This is a genomic window from Pseudomonas sp. 10B238, assembly GCF_000970615.1.
Classification (GTDB): domain Bacteria; phylum Pseudomonadota; class Gammaproteobacteria; order Pseudomonadales; family Pseudomonadaceae; genus Stutzerimonas.
The window spans coordinates 135,770-156,400 of the sequence record NZ_KQ033936.1 but is presented as its reverse complement, the minus strand read 5'-3'; the positions used below and the strand labels follow the sequence as shown (position 1 = coordinate 156,400).

16 protein-coding genes and 1 tRNA gene are annotated in these 20,631 nt (G+C 63.6%); 9 read left to right on the top strand and 8 right to left on the bottom strand.

Going from position 1 to position 20,631, the window contains the following annotated elements; genetic code table 11:
• The first annotated feature begins 36 nt into the window (after nucleotides 1-36).
• From uvrD to RT21_RS16065, 6 genes are all read left to right on the top strand, one after another.
• Nucleotides 37-2,226, top strand: a complete 2,190-nt coding sequence (uvrD, locus tag RT21_RS16090) for a DNA helicase II (RefSeq protein ID WP_046163582.1) — start codon at nucleotides 37-39, stop codon at nucleotides 2,224-2,226.
• Nucleotides 2,227-2,282: 56 nt separating this feature from the next.
• Nucleotides 2,283-3,392: a TRAP transporter substrate-binding protein gene (locus RT21_RS16085; protein ID WP_046163516.1), complete on the top strand. Its 1,110-nt coding sequence runs from the start codon at nucleotides 2,283-2,285 to the stop codon at nucleotides 3,390-3,392.
• Between the two features lie 134 nt (nucleotides 3,393-3,526).
• Entirely contained in the window at nucleotides 3,527-4,372 is an 846-nt protein-coding gene (locus RT21_RS16080; RefSeq protein ID WP_046163515.1) for a Tim44 domain-containing protein, read from the top strand.
• A 391-nt stretch (nucleotides 4,373-4,763) separates the two neighbouring features.
• Nucleotides 4,764-6,173, top strand: coding sequence for an L-seryl-tRNA(Sec) selenium transferase (gene selA, locus RT21_RS16075; protein ID WP_046163514.1), 1,410 nt, complete (start codon nucleotides 4,764-4,766; stop codon nucleotides 6,171-6,173).
• On the top strand, nucleotides 6,170-8,086 hold the full coding sequence (selB, locus tag RT21_RS16070) for a selenocysteine-specific translation elongation factor (protein WP_046163513.1): 1,917 nt from the start codon (nucleotides 6,170-6,172) through the stop codon (nucleotides 8,084-8,086). Before selA ends, selB begins: the two co-directional genes overlap by 4 nt.
• Nucleotides 8,087-8,123: 37 nt before the next feature.
• Nucleotides 8,124-8,219, top strand: a tRNA-Sec gene (locus RT21_RS16065).
• Between the two features lie 33 nt (nucleotides 8,220-8,252).
• On the opposite strand, the gene RT21_RS16060 is transcribed toward RT21_RS16065, so the two are convergent.
• Nucleotides 8,253-8,465: a DUF6434 domain-containing protein gene (locus RT21_RS16060; protein WP_046163512.1), complete on the bottom strand. Its 213-nt coding sequence runs from the start codon at nucleotides 8,463-8,465 to the stop codon at nucleotides 8,253-8,255.
• Nucleotides 8,466-8,732: 267 nt separating this feature from the next.
• On the opposite strand from RT21_RS16060, the gene cfaB reads away from it, so the two are divergent.
• A complete protein-coding gene (gene cfaB, locus RT21_RS16055; protein WP_046163511.1) occupies nucleotides 8,733-9,914 on the top strand; it encodes a C17 cyclopropane fatty acid synthase CfaB in 1,182 nt (393 codons plus the stop codon).
• A gap of 210 nt (nucleotides 9,915-10,124) precedes the next feature.
• Here cfaB and RT21_RS16050 read toward each other — a convergent pair whose 3' ends face one another.
• From RT21_RS16050 to RT21_RS16040, 3 genes are all read right to left on the bottom strand, one after another.
• On the bottom strand, nucleotides 10,125-10,976 hold the full coding sequence (locus RT21_RS16050; RefSeq protein WP_046163510.1) for a universal stress protein: 852 nt from the start codon (nucleotides 10,974-10,976) through the stop codon (nucleotides 10,125-10,127).
• A 14-nt stretch (nucleotides 10,977-10,990) separates the two neighbouring features.
• On the bottom strand, nucleotides 10,991-12,478 hold the full coding sequence (locus RT21_RS16045) for a SulP family inorganic anion transporter (RefSeq protein WP_046163509.1): 1,488 nt from the start codon (nucleotides 12,476-12,478) through the stop codon (nucleotides 10,991-10,993).
• Nucleotides 12,479-12,851: 373 nt separating this feature from the next.
• Nucleotides 12,852-14,051, bottom strand: a complete 1,200-nt coding sequence (locus tag RT21_RS16040; RefSeq protein WP_082082168.1) for an HD-GYP domain-containing protein — start codon at nucleotides 14,049-14,051, stop codon at nucleotides 12,852-12,854.
• A gap of 207 nt (nucleotides 14,052-14,258) precedes the next feature.
• Between RT21_RS16040 and RT21_RS16035 the strand changes: the two genes are divergently transcribed.
• Complete coding sequence (locus tag RT21_RS16035; RefSeq protein WP_046163580.1) at nucleotides 14,259-16,022, top strand: sensor histidine kinase; 1,764 nt, start codon at nucleotides 14,259-14,261, stop codon at nucleotides 16,020-16,022.
• Between the two features lie 27 nt (nucleotides 16,023-16,049).
• Nucleotides 16,050-17,405: a sigma-54-dependent transcriptional regulator gene (locus RT21_RS16030; RefSeq protein ID WP_046163508.1), complete on the top strand. Its 1,356-nt coding sequence runs from the start codon at nucleotides 16,050-16,052 to the stop codon at nucleotides 17,403-17,405.
• Between the two features lie 565 nt (nucleotides 17,406-17,970).
• Here RT21_RS16030 and RT21_RS16020 read toward each other — a convergent pair.
• The 4 genes from RT21_RS16020 to RT21_RS16005 all read right to left on the bottom strand — a co-directional run bounded on the left by RT21_RS16020 (nucleotide 17,971) and on the right by RT21_RS16005 (nucleotide 20,556).
• The gene (locus tag RT21_RS16020) at nucleotides 17,971-19,260 is read right to left on the bottom strand and encodes an RNA polymerase sigma factor (RefSeq protein WP_046163506.1); all 1,290 of its coding nucleotides are present in this window, start codon (nucleotides 19,258-19,260) and stop codon (nucleotides 17,971-17,973) included.
• A gap of 3 nt (nucleotides 19,261-19,263) precedes the next feature.
• Nucleotides 19,264-19,620, bottom strand: coding sequence for a YciI family protein (locus RT21_RS16015; protein WP_046163505.1), 357 nt, complete (start codon nucleotides 19,618-19,620; stop codon nucleotides 19,264-19,266).
• A gap of 62 nt (nucleotides 19,621-19,682) precedes the next feature.
• Nucleotides 19,683-20,150, bottom strand: a complete 468-nt coding sequence (locus RT21_RS16010) for a YybH family protein (RefSeq protein WP_046163504.1) — start codon at nucleotides 20,148-20,150, stop codon at nucleotides 19,683-19,685.
• 49 nt (nucleotides 20,151-20,199) lie between these two features.
• On the bottom strand, nucleotides 20,200-20,556 hold the full coding sequence (locus tag RT21_RS16005; RefSeq protein WP_046163503.1) for a YciI family protein: 357 nt from the start codon (nucleotides 20,554-20,556) through the stop codon (nucleotides 20,200-20,202).
• Between the last annotated feature and the right edge of the window lie 75 nt (nucleotides 20,557-20,631).

Here is a 20,631-nt window from a genome sequence, read left to right as displayed (position 1 = left end):
AGCGGGTCGGCCGGATTTCCGGCTAGAATGGCGCCCATGCATGACGATCTCTCTCTCCTCCTGAACTCCCTCAACGATGCCCAGCGCCAGGCCGTGGCCGCGCCGCTGGGTCGTCAATTGGTCCTTGCCGGTGCCGGCTCGGGCAAGACCCGCGTATTGGTGCACCGCATCGCCTGGCTGCACCAGGTCGAGCGCGCATCTTTGCACTCGATCCTTTCAGTTACCTTTACCAACAAGGCTGCGGCCGAGATGCGCCAGCGCATCGAGCAGCTGATGAAGGTCAACCCGCAGGGCATGTGGGTCGGCACCTTCCACGGCCTTGCGCACCGCTTGCTGCGTGCTCACTGGCAGGAAGCGAAGCTGGCGCAGAACTTCCAGATCCTCGATTCGGACGACCAGCAACGCCTGGTCAAGCGTGTGATCCGCGAGCTCGGTCTCGACGAGCAGCGCTGGCCGGCTCGCCAGGCCCAGTGGTGGATCAACGGACAGAAGGACGAAGGTCTGCGGCCCAAGCACATCCAGCCCAGCGGCGACCTGTTTCTGGCGACGATGCTGAGCATCTACCAGGCCTACGAAGAAGCCTGCGCCCGCGCCGGCGTCATCGATTTTTCCGAGCTGCTGTTGCGCGCGCTGGATCTGTGGCGCGACAACCCAGGCCTGCTCGATCATTACCAGCGCCGCTTCCGCCACATCCTGGTGGACGAGTTCCAAGACACCAACGCCGTTCAGTACGCCTGGTTGCGTTTGCTGGCAAAGGGCGGCGACAGCCTGATGGTGGTCGGCGACGATGACCAGTCGATCTACGGCTGGCGCGGCGCACGGGTCGAAAACCTGCACCAGTTCAGCGAAGACTTCCAGGACGCCGTAACCATCCGCCTGGAACAGAACTACCGCTCCACCGCCTGCATCCTCAAGGCCGCCAACGCGCTGATCGCCAACAACCAAGGCCGTCTGGGCAAGGAACTGTGGACCGAAGGCTGCGAAGGCGAGCCGATCAGCCTGTATGCCGCGTTCAACGAGCACGACGAAGCGCGCTACGTGGTCGAGAGCATCGAGAAAGCGATCCGCGACGGCATGAGCCGCAGCGAGATCGCCATCCTCTATCGCTCCAACGCCCAGTCGCGGGTACTCGAAGAAGCCTTGCTGCGTGAACGCATCCCCTACCGCATCTATGGCGGCCAGCGCTTCTTCGAGCGCGCCGAGATCAAGAACGCCATGGCCTACCTGCGCCTGATTCAGGCACGGGACAACGATGCGGCGCTGGAGCGGGTAATCAACGTGCCGGCCCGTGGCATCGGCGAGAAGACTGTCGAATGCCTTCGCCAGCTGGCCCGGCAGCAGGAAAGCTCGATGTGGGCCGCGCTGCATCAGGCGGTCGGCACCAAGGTGGTGTCGGGCCGTGCGGCGAGCGCGCTGAACGGCTTTGTCGAGTTGATCGACACCCTCGCCCTTAAAGTCGAGGGCATGCAGCTGCACAACATGGCGCAGCTGGTCATCGAGCAGTCCGGGCTGCTGGCCTACCATCGTGACGAAAAAGGCGAGAAGGCTCAGGCACGAGTGGAGAACCTCGAAGAACTGGTCTCCGCTGCGCGTGCTTTCGACAATTACAGCGAAGATCAGGAAGACGAGCAAACCCCGCTCGCCGCCTTCCTCGATCACGCCTCGCTGGAGGCCGGCGAACAGCAGGCCGGCGACCACGAAGACAGCGTGCAGCTGATGACCCTGCACAGCGCCAAGGGCCTGGAGTTTCCGTTGGTGTTCCTGGTCGGCATGGAAGAAGGCCTGTTCCCGCACAAGATGAGCCTGGAAGAACCGGGCCGCTTGGAAGAGGAGCGCCGCCTGGCCTACGTCGGCATCACCCGCGCCATGCAGCAGCTGATCGTCACCTACGCAGAAACCCGTCGGCTCTACGGGAGCGAGACCTACAATAAAATCTCGCGCTTCATCCGCGAATTGCCGCCAGCGCTGATCAGCGAAGTCCGTCTGAGCAATACAGTCAGCCGCAGCTTCAACACACGCGGCATGGGTGGCGGCTCGCTGTTCGACGGCGCCAATGTGCCGGATACCCCGTTCAACCTCGGTCAGCGCGTCCGCCATTCGCTGTTTGGCGAAGGCACCATCCTCAACTTCGAAGGCTCCGGCGCCCAAGCGCGGGTGCAGGTGAATTTCGAAAGTGAAGGAAGCAAGTGGTTGATGCTCAGTTATGCCAAACTGGAACCGCTATGACGTTTACGTCAACCTATACCGATACTAATAAAATTCGCCAAAGGAAATAGCCATTCATGAAACGCCGTCACTTGTTTGGTGCCGCCGCTGCCCTGCTTGCCTCCCTCAGCCTCGCAGGCTGCAACGACGAAAAGAAAGTCGAACCCTCCGCCGAGCCGAAGGCCGCCGCCAGCGAAGCACCCGAGACCTACAACTGGAAAATGGTCACCGCCTGGCCGAAGAACTACCCGGGCCTGGGCACTGCCGCCCAGCGCCTGGCCGACCGCGTCAACACCATGAGCGACGGCCGGTTGACCATCAAGGTCTACGCTGGCGGTGAGCTGGTCCCTCCGCTCGAAGTGTTCGATGCCGTCTCGCGCGGTACCGCCGAGCTAGGCCATGGCGCGGCCTACTACTGGAAGGGCAAGGTGCCCACCGCGCAATTCTTCACCTCGGTACCGTTCGGCCTGTCGACCAGCGAAATGAACGCCTGGCTGACCCGCGGCGGCGGCCAGGCGTTCTGGGACGAAGCCTACGCACCCTACGGCGTCAAGCCGATGGTCGTGGGTAACACCGGCATGCAGATGGGCGGTTGGTTCAACAAGGAAATCAACTCGCTGCAGGACCTGCAGGGCCTGAAGATCCGCACCCCAGGCCTGGGCGGCGAAGTGCTGACCCGTCTCGGCGCGACCACCGTCAACATGCCTGGCGGCGAAGTGTTCACCGCGCTACAAACCGGCGCGATCGATGCCACCGACTGGGTCAGCCCGTACAACGACCTCGCCTTTGGTCTGCACAAGGCCGCCAAGTACTACTACTACCCCGGCTGGCAGGAACCCCAGGCTGTGCTGGAGCTGTTGATCAACCAGAAGGCGCTCGAGACCCTGCCGGACGACTTGCGCGCCATCCTCACCGAGGCGGCCGGTGCCGCCAGCCGCGACATGATCGACGATTACGTTTATAACAACGCCATGGCGCTCGAGCAGCTCAAGCAACAAGGTACGCAACTCAAGCGCTTCCCTGACGAGGTGCTGAACGCCATGCGCGAGCAGTCCGACGTCGTCCTCGGCGAACTGGCCGCACAAAGCGAGCTGAATGGCCGCATCTGGGCCTCGATGAAGGCCTTCCAGGCGCAGGTCAAGCCGATGCATGAAATCTCCGAGAAAGAGCTGTACAACTGGCGTTGAGTCAGACGATCCGTTGCGCTTGTCGGTGAGCCGGCAAGCGCAACGAAGCAAAAGCCCGAAACACTCTACAACTGGCGCGCCCGCGCCGGGCCGTGCACCATCCGCTCAGTTTGTTCATTACTCAGGAATACCAAATGCAACGTGTGCTCAGCATATTCATGGCGCTGTGTATCAGCCTGACCTTCAGCCTTGACGTCCACGCCAAGCGCTTCGGCGGCGGCAAGAGCTTCGGCTCGGCGCCCAGCCATCAGACTCGCCAGGCACCCCAACAAACTCAAGCGGCGCCCAACCAGGCTGGCCGTCAAACTCCCGCAGCTGCCAGTGGCGCGTCGCGTTGGCTCGGCCCGCTGGCCGGTCTCGCCGCAGGTGGCCTGTTGGCTTCGATGTTCATGGGAGATGGCTTCGAAGGCATCCAGTTCATGGACATCCTGATCTTCGGCGGCATCGCCTTCCTGTTGTTCCGATTCCTTGCGGCGCGTCGTCGCCAGCAGCAACCGGCCATGGCTGGACACGGAAACGCACCGATGCAGCGCGAAATGCCTGCCCAGCAATCGATTTTCGGCGGCGCCAGCGCTGCACGTCCGGCTGCCGCACCGGTGATCAACGCGCCGGCCTGGTTCAACGAGCAGAACTTCGTGGCGGCCGCTCGCGAACATTTCCTCTCGCTGCAGCAGCACTGGGATGCCAACGAGATGGACAAGATCAGCGAGTTCGTCACGCCGCAGCTGTTCGAATTCCTCCAGCGCGAACGTGCCGAGATCGGCGACGCCTATCAATCCACCTACGTTGACGACCTGCAGATTCAGCTCGATGGCGTGGATGATCAGGCCGACAAGACCGTCGCCACCCTGACCTTCGTAGGCGTGTCGAAGAACTCACGCTTCGACCAGGGCGAGCCGTTCAGCGAAAGCTGGCGCATGGAGCGTGCACAGGGCGAGAACCAGCCTTGGCTGGTGGCCGGTATTCGCCAGAACGCCTGAGCTGAGGTTTGACGCGACTCCGCTGCGCACAGAGTCGTTTGATAAAAGCCCCGCCGCACTGGCGGGGCTTTTTATTGCGCGCTTGCTTTGCTTCCTGAGCGCAACGAACCGGCAGGCGTCGAGCAGCCCTCCCCGACCGCGCCCATGGCTGAATAGAGCCGGCCCTACAGCGCCTGTCAGCACACCCACCCAACACACCCCCACCGGTTCCAACCCTTGCCCATCCTGGCGAGGCCATCTGAACCCTGCCAGCAAATGGACGTCTATGCTGTTCGCATAACAGCAATAGTCGAGAGGTCCTGCGTGTCAGGCAGCATCGAAATAAGGGTTGGCGCCACTGCTGTAGCCAGGGCGGTGTGTTCACCGCACGCCAGTACTGGGTACACCCACGATGAATAGCGTTCGCCTACCTTCCGTCGACAAACTGCTGCGCGCTCCCGCCTGTGCGCCACTGCAACAGCGTTATGGCCGCGACGCCCTGCTCGGCACCCTGCGCGATCTGCTCGATGAATTGCGGGAACCGGCCCGCCACGGTCAGCTGGCGGCGCTGGAGCTGTCCGAAGCAGTGCTTGCAGGCCGCGCGGGCGAACGGCTCGCCAATCAGCACCGCAGCCGAGTGCGCCGCGTCTTTAACCTGACTGGCACGGTGCTGCATACCAACCTCGGCCGCGCGCTGCTGCCGGATGAAGCCATCGAGGCGATCGCTCTGGCGGCGCGCTATCCGCTGAACCTGGAGTTCGACCTGGCGACGGGCAAGCGCGGCGACCGCGACGACCTCATCGAAGGCCTGATCTGCGACTTGACCGGCGCTGAAGCCGTCACCGTGGTGAACAACAACGCCGCCGCCGTGCTGCTTGCGCTGAACAGCCTTGGCGCACGCAAGGAAGGCATCATTTCCCGCGGCGAGCTGATCGAGATCGGCGGCGCCTTTCGCATCCCCGACATCATGGCCCGCGCCGGGGTAAAGCTGCACGAAGTGGGCACCACCAACCGCACCCACGCCAAGGATTACGAAGCCGCGATTAACCCCCGCAGTGGGTTGCTGATGCGCGTGCACACCAGCAATTACAGCGTGCAGGGCTTCACCGCCAGCGTCGCTACCGCCGAGCTGGCGCAGATTGCCCATGCGCACGGTCTGCCGCTACTAGAAGACCTCGGCAGCGGCAGCCTGGTCGACCTTTCGCGCTGGGGCCTGCCCAAGGAGCCCACCGTGCAGGACGCCCTGCGCGACGGTGCCGACATCGTCACCTTCAGCGGCGACAAGTTGCTCGGCGGCCCGCAATCAGGGCTGATCGTCGGCAGCCGCGAGCTGATCCAGAAGATCAAGAAAAATCCGCTCAAACGCGCCCTGCGCGTCGACAAGCTGACCCTTGCCGCACTGGAAGCGGTGCTCAACCTCTATCGCGATCCGGATCGCCTCGGTGAACGACTGACCAGCCTGCGCCTGCTCAGCCGTCCGCAGCCGGACATCCGCAGCCAGGCCGAACGCCTGGCACCGGCGCTGACCGGCGCCTTGGGCGAGTCCTGGCAGGTCGCGGTTGAAGACGCCCTCGGCATGATCGGCAGTGGTGCACAACCCGTGGCGCGCCTGCCAAGCGCCGCCTTGTGCATTCGCCCGCAACAACCCAGGCGTCTGCGTGGCCGCAACCTGCGGATGTTAGAAGAGGCACTGCGTGACCTGCCAATCCCGATTCTGGGTCGAGTCGCCGACGACGCGCTCTGGCTCGACTTGCGCCAGCTGGATGACGAGCCGGCATTTCTCAGACAACTGCCGCACCTCGAGCAGGCGCTGGCATCATGATCATCGGCACCGCGGGACACATCGACCACGGCAAGACGGCCCTGCTCCAGGCGTTGACCGGGCAGGCCGGCGACCGGCGCCAGGAAGAACGTCTGCGCGGCATTACCATTGATCTCGGCTACCTCTACGCCTCACTGGGCGAACCCGACCTGACCGGTTTCATCGACGTACCCGGTCACGAACGCTTCGTGCATAACATGCTTGCCGGGGCCTGCGGTATCGACTGCGTGCTGCTGGTCGTCGCCGCAGATGACGGCGTGATGCCGCAGACCCGCGAGCACCTAGCCATCGTCGAGCTGCTGGGCATCCGCCGGGCACTGGTGGCACTGACCAAAATCGACCGGGTCGAGCCATCGCGCATCGCCGAAGTGCAGCTGCAAGTCGAAGCACTGCTGGAGGCTGGGCCGCTCTGCGGCGCGCCGATCCTTCCGGTGTCCAGCGTGTCCGGCGAAGGCGTTGACGCGCTTCGCGCCCAGTTGCTTGAGCAGGCCAGCGAAGTGCGCGCGCGCCGCGAAGACGGGCATTTCCGCCTCTCCATCGACCGGGCGTTCAGCGTGACTGGCGCTGGCGTGGTCGTGACCGGCACCGCCTTCGCAGGTCGCGTCAAGGTGGGTGACGAACTGAGTCTGGGGCCATCCGGCCGCAGGGTCCGCGTCCGCGGGCTGCATGCGCAGAGTCAGAAGGCCCACGAGGCTAAGGCTGGTCAGCGCGTCGCCCTCAACCTCAGCGGTGAGCGGCTCTCGGTGGCTGATATCAGGCGCGGCGATTGGCTGGTGACGCCCGAACTGCACGCCGGCAGCCAGCGTATCGACATCGAATTCACGCTCCTTCCCAGCGAAACCCGTGAGCTGCGCCACTGGACACCGGTACACGTCCACCTTGGTGCCCAGGACGTTACCGGCCGTATCGCCCTGCTAGAAGGCGAATGTCTGGCTCCCGGTGGGCACGTGCATGCGCAGTTGCTGCTCAATGCACCCGCGCACGCCGTGCATGGCGACCGCGTGGTGCTGCGCGATCAATCCGCCCAGCGCACCCTTGGCGGCGGCCGCGTCCTCGACCCGTCCGCACCGCCACGCAATCGACACCGTCAGGCGCGCCTTGCGGTGCTGCGCGCGCTGGCTGGCGACACTCTCGAAGACATTTTGCCGGGGCTGCTGCCAAGCGCCCTCAACGGTTTGGACCCCGCCTTGCTGGAGCGGCAATTCAATCGCCCCCGGCAGACCTGGCAACTGCCAGACGATGCGCTGGAGATTGATACGCGGCTGGGCCCGAGGCTGTTCGAACGCGGCACCTGGGATTACCTCGGTCAAAGCCTGGTAGCGGCTCTGCAACGCTTTCACGAAACCCAACCGGACGAGCTTGGGCCGGATCGTGATCGCCTGCGCCGCTACGCCCTACCTCAGCTTGAGCGACCGGCCTACCTGGCACTGCTGGAAAGCCTGCTGGCGGTTGGCACCATCGAAGCCAGCGGCCCGTGGCTGCACCTTCCCGGACACCGGGTTCGCCTGAGCGAGGAAGAAGAAGCCCTGAAGGCCCGACTCTGGCCATTGCTCGAAGCGGCGCGTTTCAACCCGCCCTGGGTCCGCGACCTGGCCAGCGCGCTGGATGTCGAGGAGGACCGCATCCGACATCTGCTGCGCAAGCTGTCGCGCATCGGCGAGTTGCAGCAGGTCGTCAAAGACCTCTTCTACCCCGATGCGACGATTCGCCAACTGGCCAGCCAGGTACTGGACATGGAGCGCCAGTCCGGCGTGATCCGCGCCGCCGCCTTCCGCGACCAGATCCAGCTGGGCCGTAAACGCAGCATTCAACTGCTCGAACATTTCGACCGCATCGGCCTTACCCGTCGGTTCGGCAACGAACGCAAGGTGCGACGCGACAGCGCCTTGGCCTCGGATACCGAGCTCAGGTAGGCTGTCGCACGCTTATGACCAACAGGTCAAACTTCTCGGAAGGTAATCGCACCCGGTGGTGCGGCCGGGCTTCAAACCCGGTTGGGGGCGGCAGCCGTTCCTGGGTGGGTTCGACTCCCACTGCCTTCCGCCATCTTCGAAGCAGCCTCGTTAACCGGGCAGCGCGTCAGCGCTCATGACGCCGCAGCCACTCGCAGGCCACCTGCCCCATGGTTTTGGATGTTCCATCCTTTATCCAGCCCATAAAATCCCGGTCGAACTTGAAATCGGGCCCGCAAGCCTCGGCCATGAACCTTCGTACGTTCTGCGTGTTTCTATAGCTAGCGTTCACCACTGTTTCGTTCGTTATCGAATCGCTATGCCAGTCGAAATCGGTCATCACTTGCCTTTTATTGTTCGCACGCCAAACAGGCCGTAGGTTCAACAGGAGTACACGAAACAAGTTTATCGCTGTCGCTATAGCGACAGGTTACCGCCTGCAAAGCCCACTGCATCTGGGGCGAAGGCTTTCGCAAACAGCCGTCACTCCTAACATTGCTCCAATCATTTCCGTCCATTTCCCGATAGCCGAAACCATCGGCCGATGGAGCGCAAGCGGAAAAAAGCTGGTCTAGGCTTCATGCACGCCAAATCCAGGAGAACGAGCATGTTGGCCACATTGCTTCCTACCTTGCGAGAATTGGAGTTGCCGTTGCGTCTGCGGCTCTGGGACGGCAACGAGCTCGATCTCGGGCCCGCCCCCAGCGTGACACTGGAGATCAAGGATCCCAATCTGATTCCGCAGCTGGCCCACCCCAGCCTGGCCTTGCTTGGCGGCGCTTACGTCGAAGGCAAAGTCGATCTCCACGGCCCGCTGGAAGAGGTGATCCGCATCGGCGACGAGATCAGCCGGGCACTGGGCGACCAACATTCGCAGCTGCCGGTGCGTGAAGCCCATGACAAGGCCACTGACGCCGAGGCGATTTCCTATCACTACGACCTGTCCAACGAGTTCTATCAGCTCTGGCTCGACCGCGACATGGTCTACTCCTGCGGCTATTTCGAGACGGGCAGCGAAGACCTCGATCAGGCGCAGCAGGCCAAGCTCCGGCACCTGTGTCGCAAGTTGCGCCTGCAGCCCGGCGATCGGTTGCTGGATGTCGGTTGTGGCTGGGGTGGGCTGGCGCGGTTTGCCGCTCGTGAATACGGGGCACAGGTGCTCGGCATAACGCTCAGCGCCGAACAGCTGAAGCTCGGCCGAGCGCGGGTCGCGGCCGAGGGGCTGGAAGATCGCGTCCAGATTGAGCTGATGGACTATCGAGACTTACCCCAGGAGGGACAGTTCGACAAGGTAGTCAGTGTCGGCATGTTCGAGCATGTCGGGCACGCCAATATGCCGCTGTATTGCCAACAGCTGTCCGCGGTGGTTCGCCCAGGCGGCTTGGTCCTCAACCATGGCATCACCTCACGGCACACCGATGGCCGGCCGGTTTCCCATGGCGCGGGCGAGTTCATCGACCAATACGTGTTCCCCCACGGCGAGCTGCCGCATTTGACGAGCATCGGTGCCTGCATCAGCGAATCAGGGCTTGAAATCGTCGATGTGGAGAGCCTGCGCCTGCATTACGCACGTACCCTGCAGTTCTGGAGCGAGCGGTTGGAATCGCGCTTGCAAGAGGCGCAGCGGATGGTTCCAGAACGCGCCTTGCGCATCTGGCGGGTGTATCTGGCAGGCTGTGCCTATGGCTTTCGCCGCAACTGGATCAACCTGCATCAGATCCTGGCGAGTAAACCCTTGCCTGATGGCGGACATGAATTGCCTTGGTCGCGGGCAGACATCTACCGTTAACGAATGCCCGCGCCGCGCCCTGGCCAACGAAAAAGCCCACCGAGCAACGGTGGGCTTCTTATTTCAGGCAAGTCGGTTGATTGCCCGCACGCTTCATCCGACAGCCAAACCCGGTTGCATCTACCTGTTCCGGCAACACACGGGTCAACGGGCGAAACGGGGCCTGCCCTGGCGGTAAGACGCTTGCTTTACTGGCAGCCTAACGCCAATTCAGCGCAACAGCAGCAGTGGCGTGGTGGTCGAGCGAATCATGCTGGTGGTCGTACTGCCAACGAGGAACTGGCGAATCCGTGAGTGCCCATAAGCGCCCATCACCAGCAGCCCGATGCCATGTTCGGCCTGGTAGGCATGCAAGGTCGGTCCTACTTCGCCGGCACGAATCGCGATGTGCACTTCGAAGCCTGCCGCCGTCAGCGCATCGCGCGCGGACTCCAACAGTGCGCGGCTGTCGCCGGTATCCTCACCGACCATCACCAGATGGATCGGTATGCCTTTGAACAGCGGACTGGAGGCCAGCATTTCTACGCCCTTGCGGGTGGTAGCGCTGCCATCGAACGCGAGCATGACGCTGTTGGGCACAGAGAAGCTCGCGGGGGTGACCAGGATCGGCCGGTGCAAGGTACGAATCACGCTTTCCAGCTGGCTGCCGATGAGCTGCAGGTCGGTGCCGCTGTCCTCACCCTGCTTGCCGATCACCAGCAGGCGCGTGTCGGACTCCAGCTCGCGCAGACTTTCCACTAAGTCGCCATGGCGCTGGCGGACGTCCGGTTGCATCACGCCGGCAGTCACGACGCGCTGCTTGGCTGAGTCGAGCATCATCCGGCCTTCCTCGAGCGCCAGCTTGCTGCGCTTCTCGTCCAGCGCGGCGAGTTCTTCGAGCAGGTACTCGCGGCTACCGAGGCCGATGATGCCGCTGAGGTTGCCGGCTGCCGGGTACTGCTGCTGGTCGAGCACATGCAGCAAGGTCAGCGGTGCATCCAGCTGCAGGCTGGCCCAGGCGGCGCAATCGCAGACGGCCGCAGCTTGTGGGGAACCGTCGATGCAAGCCAATACGTTGTTCATTGTTGTGCTCCTGGTCAGTGGCTCATCAGCTCGTCGATGGCTTCGGGTTTATCATGTACACCGAAGCGGTCGACGATGGTCGCGCTGGCTTCATTCAACCCCAGCACTTCGACCTCGGTACCTTCACGGCGAAGCTTGACGACGACCTTATCAAGCGCGGCAACCGCGGTGATGTCCCAGAAGTGCGCATGGGTCAGGTCGATGATGACGCGGGAAAGCGCCTCCTTGAAGTCGAACGCGGCGGTGAATTTGTCGGACGAGCTGAAGAACACCTGGCCCACCACCCGGTAGGTACGCTGGTTGCCGTCGGCGTCCAATTGCGAGTCGATATGCAGGTAATGGCCGACCTTGTTGGCGAAGAACAGCGCCGCTAGCAGCACGCCCGCCAGCACGCCGTACGCCAGGTTATGGGTGAAGACCACCACCACCACGGTTACCACCATCACGATGTTGGTCGACAGCGGGTAGCGTTTGAGGTTGCGCAGCGAATCCCAGCTGAAGGTGCCGATGGAGACCATGATCATCACGGCCACCAGCGCCGCCATGGGTATCTGGCCGACCCAGTCGCTCAAGAACACCACCATCAGCAGCAGCACGACGCCGGCGATCAGGGTCGACAGCCGGGTGCGACCGCCAGATTTCACGTTGATCACCGACTGGCCGATCATCGCGCAGCCGGCCATGCCACCGAACATGCCAGAGACGATATTGGCGACGCCCTGGCCTTTGCACTCGCGGTTCTTGTCGCTTCCGGTATCGGTCAGGTCGTCCACGATGGTCGCCGTCATCAGCGACTCCAGCAGGCCGACCACGGCCAGCGCGGCCGAGTACGGGAAGATGATCGCGAGGGTCTCGAAATTCAGCGGCACTTCGGGCCAGAGGAAAATCGGCAAGGTATCCGGCAGATCGCCCATGTCAGCCACGGTGCGGATATCCAGGCCGAGGTACATGGCCACGGCGGTCAGCGTCAGGATGCACACCAGCGGCGACGGAATGATCCGGCCGATCGTCGGTACGTAGGGGAACAGGTAGATGATGCCGAGCCCGGCGGCGGTCATGGCGTAGACGTGCCAGGTGACGTTCGTCAGTTCCGGCAGCTGCGCCATGAAGATCAGAATCGCCAGTGCGTTGACGAAGCCGGTGACTACCGAGCGCGAGACGAAGCGCATCAGCGAGCCGAGGCGCAGATAGCCCGCGCCAATCTGCAGCACACCACAGAGCAGCGTCGCCGCCAGCAGGTATTGCAGGCCGTGCTCGCGCACCAGCGTCACCATCAGCAGCGCCATCGCCCCGGTGGCGGCGGAAATCATGCCCGGACGGCCGCCCACAAAGGCAATCACCACGGCGATACAGAAGGAGGCATAGAGGCCGACGCGTGGGTCGACCCCGGCGATGATCGAGAAGGCGATCGCTTCTGGGATCAGCGCCAGCGCGACGACGAGACCGGCGAGCACGTCGCCACGAATGTTGCAGAACCAGTTTTGTTTGATCGAGTGAAGCATTGTGATTTCCAAAGCAAAGGCATCGCCGGCAGGCCGGAGGCGGCACGCGGTTGATACAAGGCTAGTTTCTGAATTCGATTAACGTGCGATTCGCGCACATGCGACGTGGCGCGCAGCCGTGTTCGCCCGCATCCGATTACAGGCGATCGCGGCGAGGCGGGGGCATTGCGCTAAGGCGGACTGGGCAGCCAGATCATGCGACAGAATTTACTCGGTGGCGGGCTTCGACAGCTCGAAGCCGCTGAAAACAGGCCGCGGATGATAGCGCAGCAAGCCGCCTGGCGCGACCCACAGCGGCCGTCCGAGCCTCCGCCGTCGCCCCCGACGCGCCCGGCGGGCCTGGTGGAGCGCCTCCAAGGCCGGCATGACCGGCCTACCGCCAGAAGTCATCCAGGTTGCCGAAGCCCCACTGAGCAGGATCTTCCCGGCCCACGATGCGGTCATTCGCACCCGGCCGAGAGAGGTTTAGGTCCAGCTGTTGGATTGGCGTCTTGGCCTTTACCGAGAAGAACACTCGCACCAGCGGTTCGGTGAGTTTTTCCGTGTGCTGGTCGATCACCACACCGAGCCGGCCGGATTCCAGCCGCACCAAGGAGCCGAGCGGATAGATGCCCACCGAGCGTACGAAGGCGTGAAACACCTGGGTATCGAAGTGGCCGGTCCATTGCGCCATGCGGGCCAGCGATTCCGCCGGGTTCCATGCCTTCTTATAAGGACGGTTGGAGGTAATGGCGTCGTATACATCGCAGACCGCACCCATCCGCGCGAACAAGCTGATGGCCTCGCCTTGCACGCGATGCGGATAGCCGCTGCCGTCGTATTTCTCATGATGGTGCAAACAGACGTCCAGTGCGGATGCGGGAATTGACCCTGCTGCCAGCAGCAGCGCATGCCCCCGCTCGGGATGGCTGCGCATCACGACGAATTCGGCATCGGTCAGGCTGCCGGGTTTGTTCAGTACCTCCACTGGCATGGCCATCTTGCCCACGTCGTGTAACAACCCCGCTAGCCCGGCCTCACGCACGAGGTCTTCGCTCAGACCGAGCTGCCGGGCCAGCGATACCATCAGGGCGCAAACGGCCACCGAGTGCATGTAGGTGTATTCGTCCTTGTGCTTGAGCCGCGCCAGACCGATCAGCGCCGAGCTGTTGCGCGCCAACGAGTCGCTGATCTCCGCCACCAACGGCAGGCAGCTTTCGACGTTGATCGCATTGCCCAGCCGTGCCTCGCTGAACAGTTCGGTGATCGCCTTCTTCGAACGGTTGAGCACACGGGCAGCACGCTGCAGTTCATCACGCGCACTGCAGCGCGCCACGACCGGAGCGGTCGGCGCTTCAGGCGGAGGAGCCGAGGCCGGCGTCGTGGACAGCACCACCGCCGGATCGACGACATCGAGGCCCTTGCTGGTATCGATCCAAACGGCCGTCAGCCCGCTCTGGCGCAGACGCTGCACATCTTCAGGATCGTCGAGGATGAACTTATTTTTCCAGAACGGATGCGAAAGCCAGCTGCCTTCGAATGCGTGGAGATACATGCCTAAACGCACCGCATCGGCAGGAATTTTCTTCAGCATGGGCGCCTCTAGACGACAGTACGCAACGGTAGGTAGAGCTGATCTCGCTGTAACCTGTCGTCCCTGCTAGCCGGTCAACATCTCGGACGACACGGCATTATCGTGCCACCATTCAACCAGGCCTGTACATTACCCAAAAGATGTACAGGTATTGGAATCCAACGTGTGCCGCGCTTTACCATGCGACTCCACTATCGCGAGCCGACCATGCCAGCCCAGACCAGCCGCTACCGCGTCGCCCTGATCACCTCGCTTATTCTGGCCGGGCTACTGCTGAGCATGTATTGGGCCGGGCGCATCGCCGAGCAACGTGCCTGGACCGAGCGCAGCCAGGAGGCCGCTGGCCAGCTCGAGTTATATGCCCAAGCGATCCACACCCAGGTGCAACGCTTCCGCTCGGTGCCCGCGCTGCTGGCGCTCGACAGTGACATTCAGGCGCTGCTGAACAACCCCAGCGACCAAGCCCTGCGTGAGCAGCTCAATCATCGACTGGAGGAGCAGAATCAGGCCGCAGGCTCGTCGGTGCTGTACCTGCTCGACCGCCATGGCGAAACCCTGGCGGCCAGCAACTGGCGCGACTGGAGCAGCTTCGTCGGTAACAACTACGCCTTCCGGCCCTATTTCATCGATGCGGTGGCCAACGACTCGGGCCGCTACTTCGCCGTCGGCGTGACCACCGGCATCCCCGGCTATTTCCTCTCCAGCTCGGTCAAGAATGCCAACGGCGAAGTGATCGGCGTGCTGGTGGTCAAGCTCGAACTTGAAGACATGCAGCGCGAATGGGTCGGGCAGTCCGGCATCCTGCTGATCTCCGACTCGCTGGACATCGTCATCCTGACCAACCGTCCGGCCTGGCGCTTCCGTTACCTGCGCCCGCTCAGCGACGCCGTGCGCGACCGCCTCGTCGCGGTCCGCCGCTACGCCGAACAGAACCTGCAGCCGCTGGCCAGCCAAAGCCTGCAGCGTATCGCCGATAACAGCGAGCGGCGCCTGGTCGACGGGCCCGATGGCCGCCGCGACTACCTCTGGCAACGCTTGGCGCTGCCGGAGGAAGACTGGACCCTGCACCTGTTGCAGGAGCCGCAACTGGTGGCCGCCAACGTCCGCAGCTATCGCCTGGCCGCGGCGGGCGTCTGGATGACGCTCGCGTTTCTGCTCTTGTACCTGGCCCAGCGGCGCAAGACCCTGCGTGTGGAGCGCCGCAGCCGCAACGAGCTGGAGCGTTTGGTAGAGGAACGCACCCGCGAGCTGAACACGGCACAGGATGAACTGGTGCATGCCGCGCGCATGGCCGCGCTGGGGCAGATGTCAGCCGCCCTCGCCCACGAAATCAACCAGCCACTGACCGCCCTGCGCATGCAACTGGCCAGCCAGCGGTTGCTGCTGGACAGCGGCCGCACCGACGCCGTGCGCGAAGGCATCGGCCAGGTCGAAGGCCTGCTCGAACGCATGGCCGCGCTGACCAGTCACCTGAAGACCTTCGCGCGCAAGAGCCCCGCCGGGCTGCGCCAACAATTGAGCCTGGCCGAGGTACTGGACCAGGCGCTGCAATTGCTCGGCCCGCGCATTCGCAGCGAAGGCGTCGAGGTGATCTGTCAGGTGCCGTCAGAGGCCTGGGTCAATGGCGATGCAATTCGCCTGGAGCAGGTGCTGATCAACCTGCTGACCAACGCGCTGGACGCCATGTGCAATGCCGAGACCAAAACGCTGCGCATCCTCTGCCAGCCACAGGGCGACGGCTGGACGCTGAGTGTCGCCGACAGCGGTGGTGGCATCGCTGACGAGCATCTGGATCAGGTCTTCGAGCCGTTCTTCACCACCAAACCGGTCGGCCACGGGCTCGGCCTCGGCCTTGCCGTCTCCTACGGCATCGTGCGCGATCTTGGCGGCAGCCTCAGCGTGCACAACGATGCGCAGGGCGCGGTATTCGAGCTGCATCTGCCGGCGGCCGAATCGCACGGCGACGAGTAGACTGGCCACTCACAGGAGGAGTGAAGCATGAGCGGTCAGGTGATCTTCATCGATGACGAAGCGGCGATTCGCCAGGCGGTGCAGCAGTGGCTGGAGCTGTCGGGCTTCAGTGTGCGTACCTGCGCACGCGCCCAGGAAGCCCTGGCCATCGTCGACCGGGGCTTTCCCGGTGTGCTGATCAGCGATGTGCGCATGCCGGACCTGGACGGCCTTGGCCTGCTGGAGAAGCTGGTGGCGGTGGACCCGGAGCTGCCGGTGATCATGGTGACCGGCCACGGCGATGTGCCGATGGCGGTCCAGGCGCTGCGCCAGGGCGCCTACGACTTCATCGAGAAACCCTTCACCCCGGAGCGCCTGCTCGACAGTGTCCGTCGCGCCCAGGATAAGCGCCGGCTGGTCTGCGAGAACCGGCAGTTGCGGGAACAGTTCACCCGCAAAGGCCGCATCGAGTCGATGCTGCTGGGCGTCTCGCGGACCATGGAGAACCTTCGCCGCCAGGTGTTGGAGCTGGCGGGCACGGACGTCAACGTGCTGATTCGCGGCGACACCGGTAGCGGCAAGGAGCAGGTTGCGCGCTGCCTGCATGATTTCAGCCCGCGGGCGCGCAACCCCTTCGTCGCGCTCAATTGCGCGGCGATTCCGGAAACCATCTTCGAAAGCGAGCTATTCGGCCACGAGAGCGGCGCGTTCACCGGCGCCCAGGGCAAACGCATCGGCCGCATCGAGCACGCCCACGGCGGCACCCTGTTTCTCGACGAGATCGAGAGCATGCCGCTGGCCCAGCAGGTCAAGCTGCTGCGCGTCCTGCAGGAAAAAACGCTGGAACGGCTGGGCTCGAACCGCAGCATCGAGGTCGACCTGCGAGTGATCAGCGCGTCCAAGCCGGACCTGCTGGAAGAGGTGCGTGGTGGGCGCTTCCGTGAGGATCTGTTGTACCGCCTGAACGTCGCCGAACTGCACATCCCGCCGCTGCGTGATCGCCGCGAGGACATTCCCCTGTTGTTCGATCACTTTGCCACCCAGGCCGCACAACGCCACGGCCGCGATCCGGTCCCGGCCAGCCCGGCTGAACTGGCGCAGCTGCTGACCCACGACTGGCCAGGCAACGTGCGCGAACTGATCAACGCCGCCGAGCGCCACGCCCTGGGCCTGACGCCACCTCCACCCGCCACGCCCCCGACAGCCATCACCGGCACGTCACTGGCCGACCAGATGGAAGCCTTCGAAGCCCAGTGCCTGCACAGCGCCCTGCAACAGCACAAAGGCAACATCAGCGAAGTCATGGCGCAACTGCAGCTGCCCCGCCGCACCCTCAACGAAAAGATGCAACGCCACGGGCTGAGCCGCAGCGATTACCTGCCCGCCGGCGCTGCAGAGGGTTGAGCAGTTGCCAAGGGAACCGGGATCGGGGCCGATCAGCCTGCATGCTTTTGTAGAAGCCAAGGCACGCCGAGCCGTTGCTGGCCATCCCGTCGCACCGTGCAGCAGCGGATCGCGAGCAAAGCTCGCTCCTACGATAAGCGGGCCCTGAGGTGCAGCGACAGCAAGCGGAAAGCGATCAGTACAGGGCAGTTGATCGCGGCCATAACCTCGACTCCGCTGACTATCCCTACCCCGGAAACTGCCCTCACCTACACCCTGTACGGCAATTCGGGTCTCGTCGTGAAGGCCGGTGAAGCGACTAGACCCGAGGAAGGAGCTGAAGATGCGCTCTCCGGCAAGGTCACACCCGTAGAAGCGAGCTTGCTCGCGAATCCTTAGTACACCTTGGGGAGGCCCGCTTCGCCAGCAAGCTGGCTCCTACGAAAGCTTGTGCGAATGTGGCCTTGAGCCGGGTGCAGACATGCTTCGTGCGCTGCAACGGTACTCGCAGAAAGCCGTCGGGGTGACTAACTCCGCGCGGACGCGCAGCAATTCCTTGTAGGAGCGAGCTTGCTCGCGATCGCCTTCAAGCCTCCCGCGGCCCGATATCCAGCTCATTGAGCCGCTGCTGCAAAAAGCGCTTTTCCGGCTCCAGCTGAGCCAAGGCCAACGCGGTTCGGTAGGCCTCGCGGGCCTCGTCCAAGCGGCCCAGTTGGCGACAGAAGTCAGCGCGGGCGGCGTGCAGCAGGTGGTAGTCACGCAGTTCGCCGCGGGCCAGCAAGCTGTCGATCGCGGCCAGCCCGACCGCGGCACCGTCACGCATCGCCAGCGCCACCGCGCGGTTGAGCTCGATGACCGGCGACGGGCTGATGCGCAGCAACAGGTCATAGAGCCCGACAATCTGCGCCCAATCAGTCTCAGCAGAAGATGCGGCCTCGGCGTGTACGGCGACGATGGCGGCCTGCACGGTATAAGGGCCAAAGCGCCTGGAGGCGAGCGCTCGCTCAACCAGCGCGGCACCTTCGGCGATCTGCACCTGATTCCAGCGGCTGCGGTCCTGCTCGTCGAGGCGCACCAGCTCGCCGGCCTCATCGGTACGCGCGGCGCGACGCGAGTCGTGCAGCAGCATCAGCGCCAGCAACCCCATCAGCTCGGGGTCCGGCAACAGTTCGAGCAGCAGACGACCGAGACGAATGGCCTCCGCGCTGAGGTCTGCACGGGTCAGCTCGCTGCCGCTGGAGGCGGAATAGCCTTCGTTGAAGACCAGATAGATCACCCGCAACACGTTATCCAGCCGAGCCGGCAGCTCTTCGCGTGTGGGCACCCGGTAGGGAATGCCCGCATCGCGGATCTTTTGCTTGGCGCGGACGATGCGCTGGGCAATGGTGCTAGGTGAGGCGAAAAAGGCTCGGGCGATCTCTTCGGTCTTGAGATCGCAGACCTCACGCAGCGTCAGCGCCACCTGCGCATCGGCCGGTAACGCCGGGTGGCAGCAGGTGAAGATCAGTCGCAGGCGATCGTCTTCGAGGTCTTCACGCTCCCATTCGGGTTCTTCATGGCTGTCCAGCTGATCGGCCAGCAGGCTCAGCGATGCATCGAAACGTGCCCGCCGGCGCAGCCCGTCGATAGCCTTGAAGCGACCCGCCGAGACCAGCCAGGCACGGGGATTGGACGGCAAACCATCATGCGGCCACTGCTGCACCGCCGCGATAAAGGCGTCGTGCAAGGCTTCTTCGGCCAGTTCGAAATCACCCAACAAACGAATCAGCGTCGCCAACACCCGCCGCGATTGAGTGCGGTAAAGAATGTCGATTTCGGCCAGAGTCGGCCTGTTACCGACATGATCGGTTGGTGTCGGCCTGCCCCGCTCAGGCATCGATTAACGATCAGGTAACTGGCGCAACGGGCGAACTTCGATACTGCCCAGTTGCGCGGGCGGGATCTTTGCCGCCAAGCGCAGGGCCTCATCCAGGTCCTGCGCTTCGAGCAGATAGAAGCCCGCCAGCTGCTCGCGGGTTTCGGCGAACGGGCCGTCGACGACCGAAACCGCGCCCTCGCGGACCCGCACCGTTTTGGCGGTACGCACCGACTGCAAAGGCTCGCCCGCAATGAAGTGGCCGCTCTCTTTCAGGCGATCACCATTGGCAATGCATTGCTCGACCAGCGCCGCCCACTGCTCGTCAGTCATCGAATCCACGCGCTGCTCGTCGTAATAGACCAGACACAGGTATTTCATTTCATTCTCCGATGGCGCCCGTCGGCTGCCACCCTGGCAGCCGCGACGGAACGAAGGGTCGATCAGCCGGCTACGCCAGCCTGTGGTTCGGGTTCGATGCCGAAATTGACTTGGCCGCTGGCCATGTCGAATGGCATCGAGAAATGCTCATGGACGACCTTCCAGTCGCCCTCCTGACGACGCCAGCAGCGGCTGCCGCGCATCCATCCGGACTGCATGTCACCTTTTTCATCGGTGCCTCCGCAGTGGCTCAGGAAATGACTATAGGCCAGGTCGCCGCTGACGTTGATCTCGAGCTCACTGATGTCGAAAAAGCCTTCGCCTTGGCAAAAATCGAAGCAGCTTTGCCAGTGTTGGCGGTACGCCTCGGCGCTTTTGAATTGCAGCGGGCCAACCGCATCGAAGGCTCGTACGTCTGCGGCGTACTGGGCCATGATGGTGTCCAGATCCTTGCGCACGGTGGCCTGCTGGAAGGTTTCGGTGAGTTGGCGGATCCGGGCTTCGTCCTGCGTTTGGGTAAGGTTGTTCATGTCGTAATCCTCGGGGTCGATGGTTCGGGCCGATCACAGTCGTTGGCACTCAAGGCGGCGCTCGCGCCTCCAGCGCATGCACCTCGACGCAACCCAACCGCGCCGATGGCAGGCGGGATGCCAGACGGATCGCGCCGTTAAGGTCCTGGGTCTCGAACAGATAGATGGCCGCGGGCTGCTCGTACCCCTCGCGCACTGGCCCGTCGTGCAGAAGCAGGCGGTCGCCTTGTCGGCGCACCGTGGTGGTGCTCGACACCGGCTGCAGGGCTTCGCCGACGACCAGCTCGCCGCTGTGCCGCAGCTGCGCGTGGTACTCGCAACATTCGGCATCGAGCGCGGCGTAAACGCCTGGTGGCAGTGCCGCCACGGCGTCTTCGTTCAGGTAGACCAGGCACAGATAGCGCATCGCAGCTTCCTCGGGAGCGGCTTCTCTTGTGTACTGGTCGTCTGGCCGTGCCGGAAATCGACAGCTTGCTGAAAA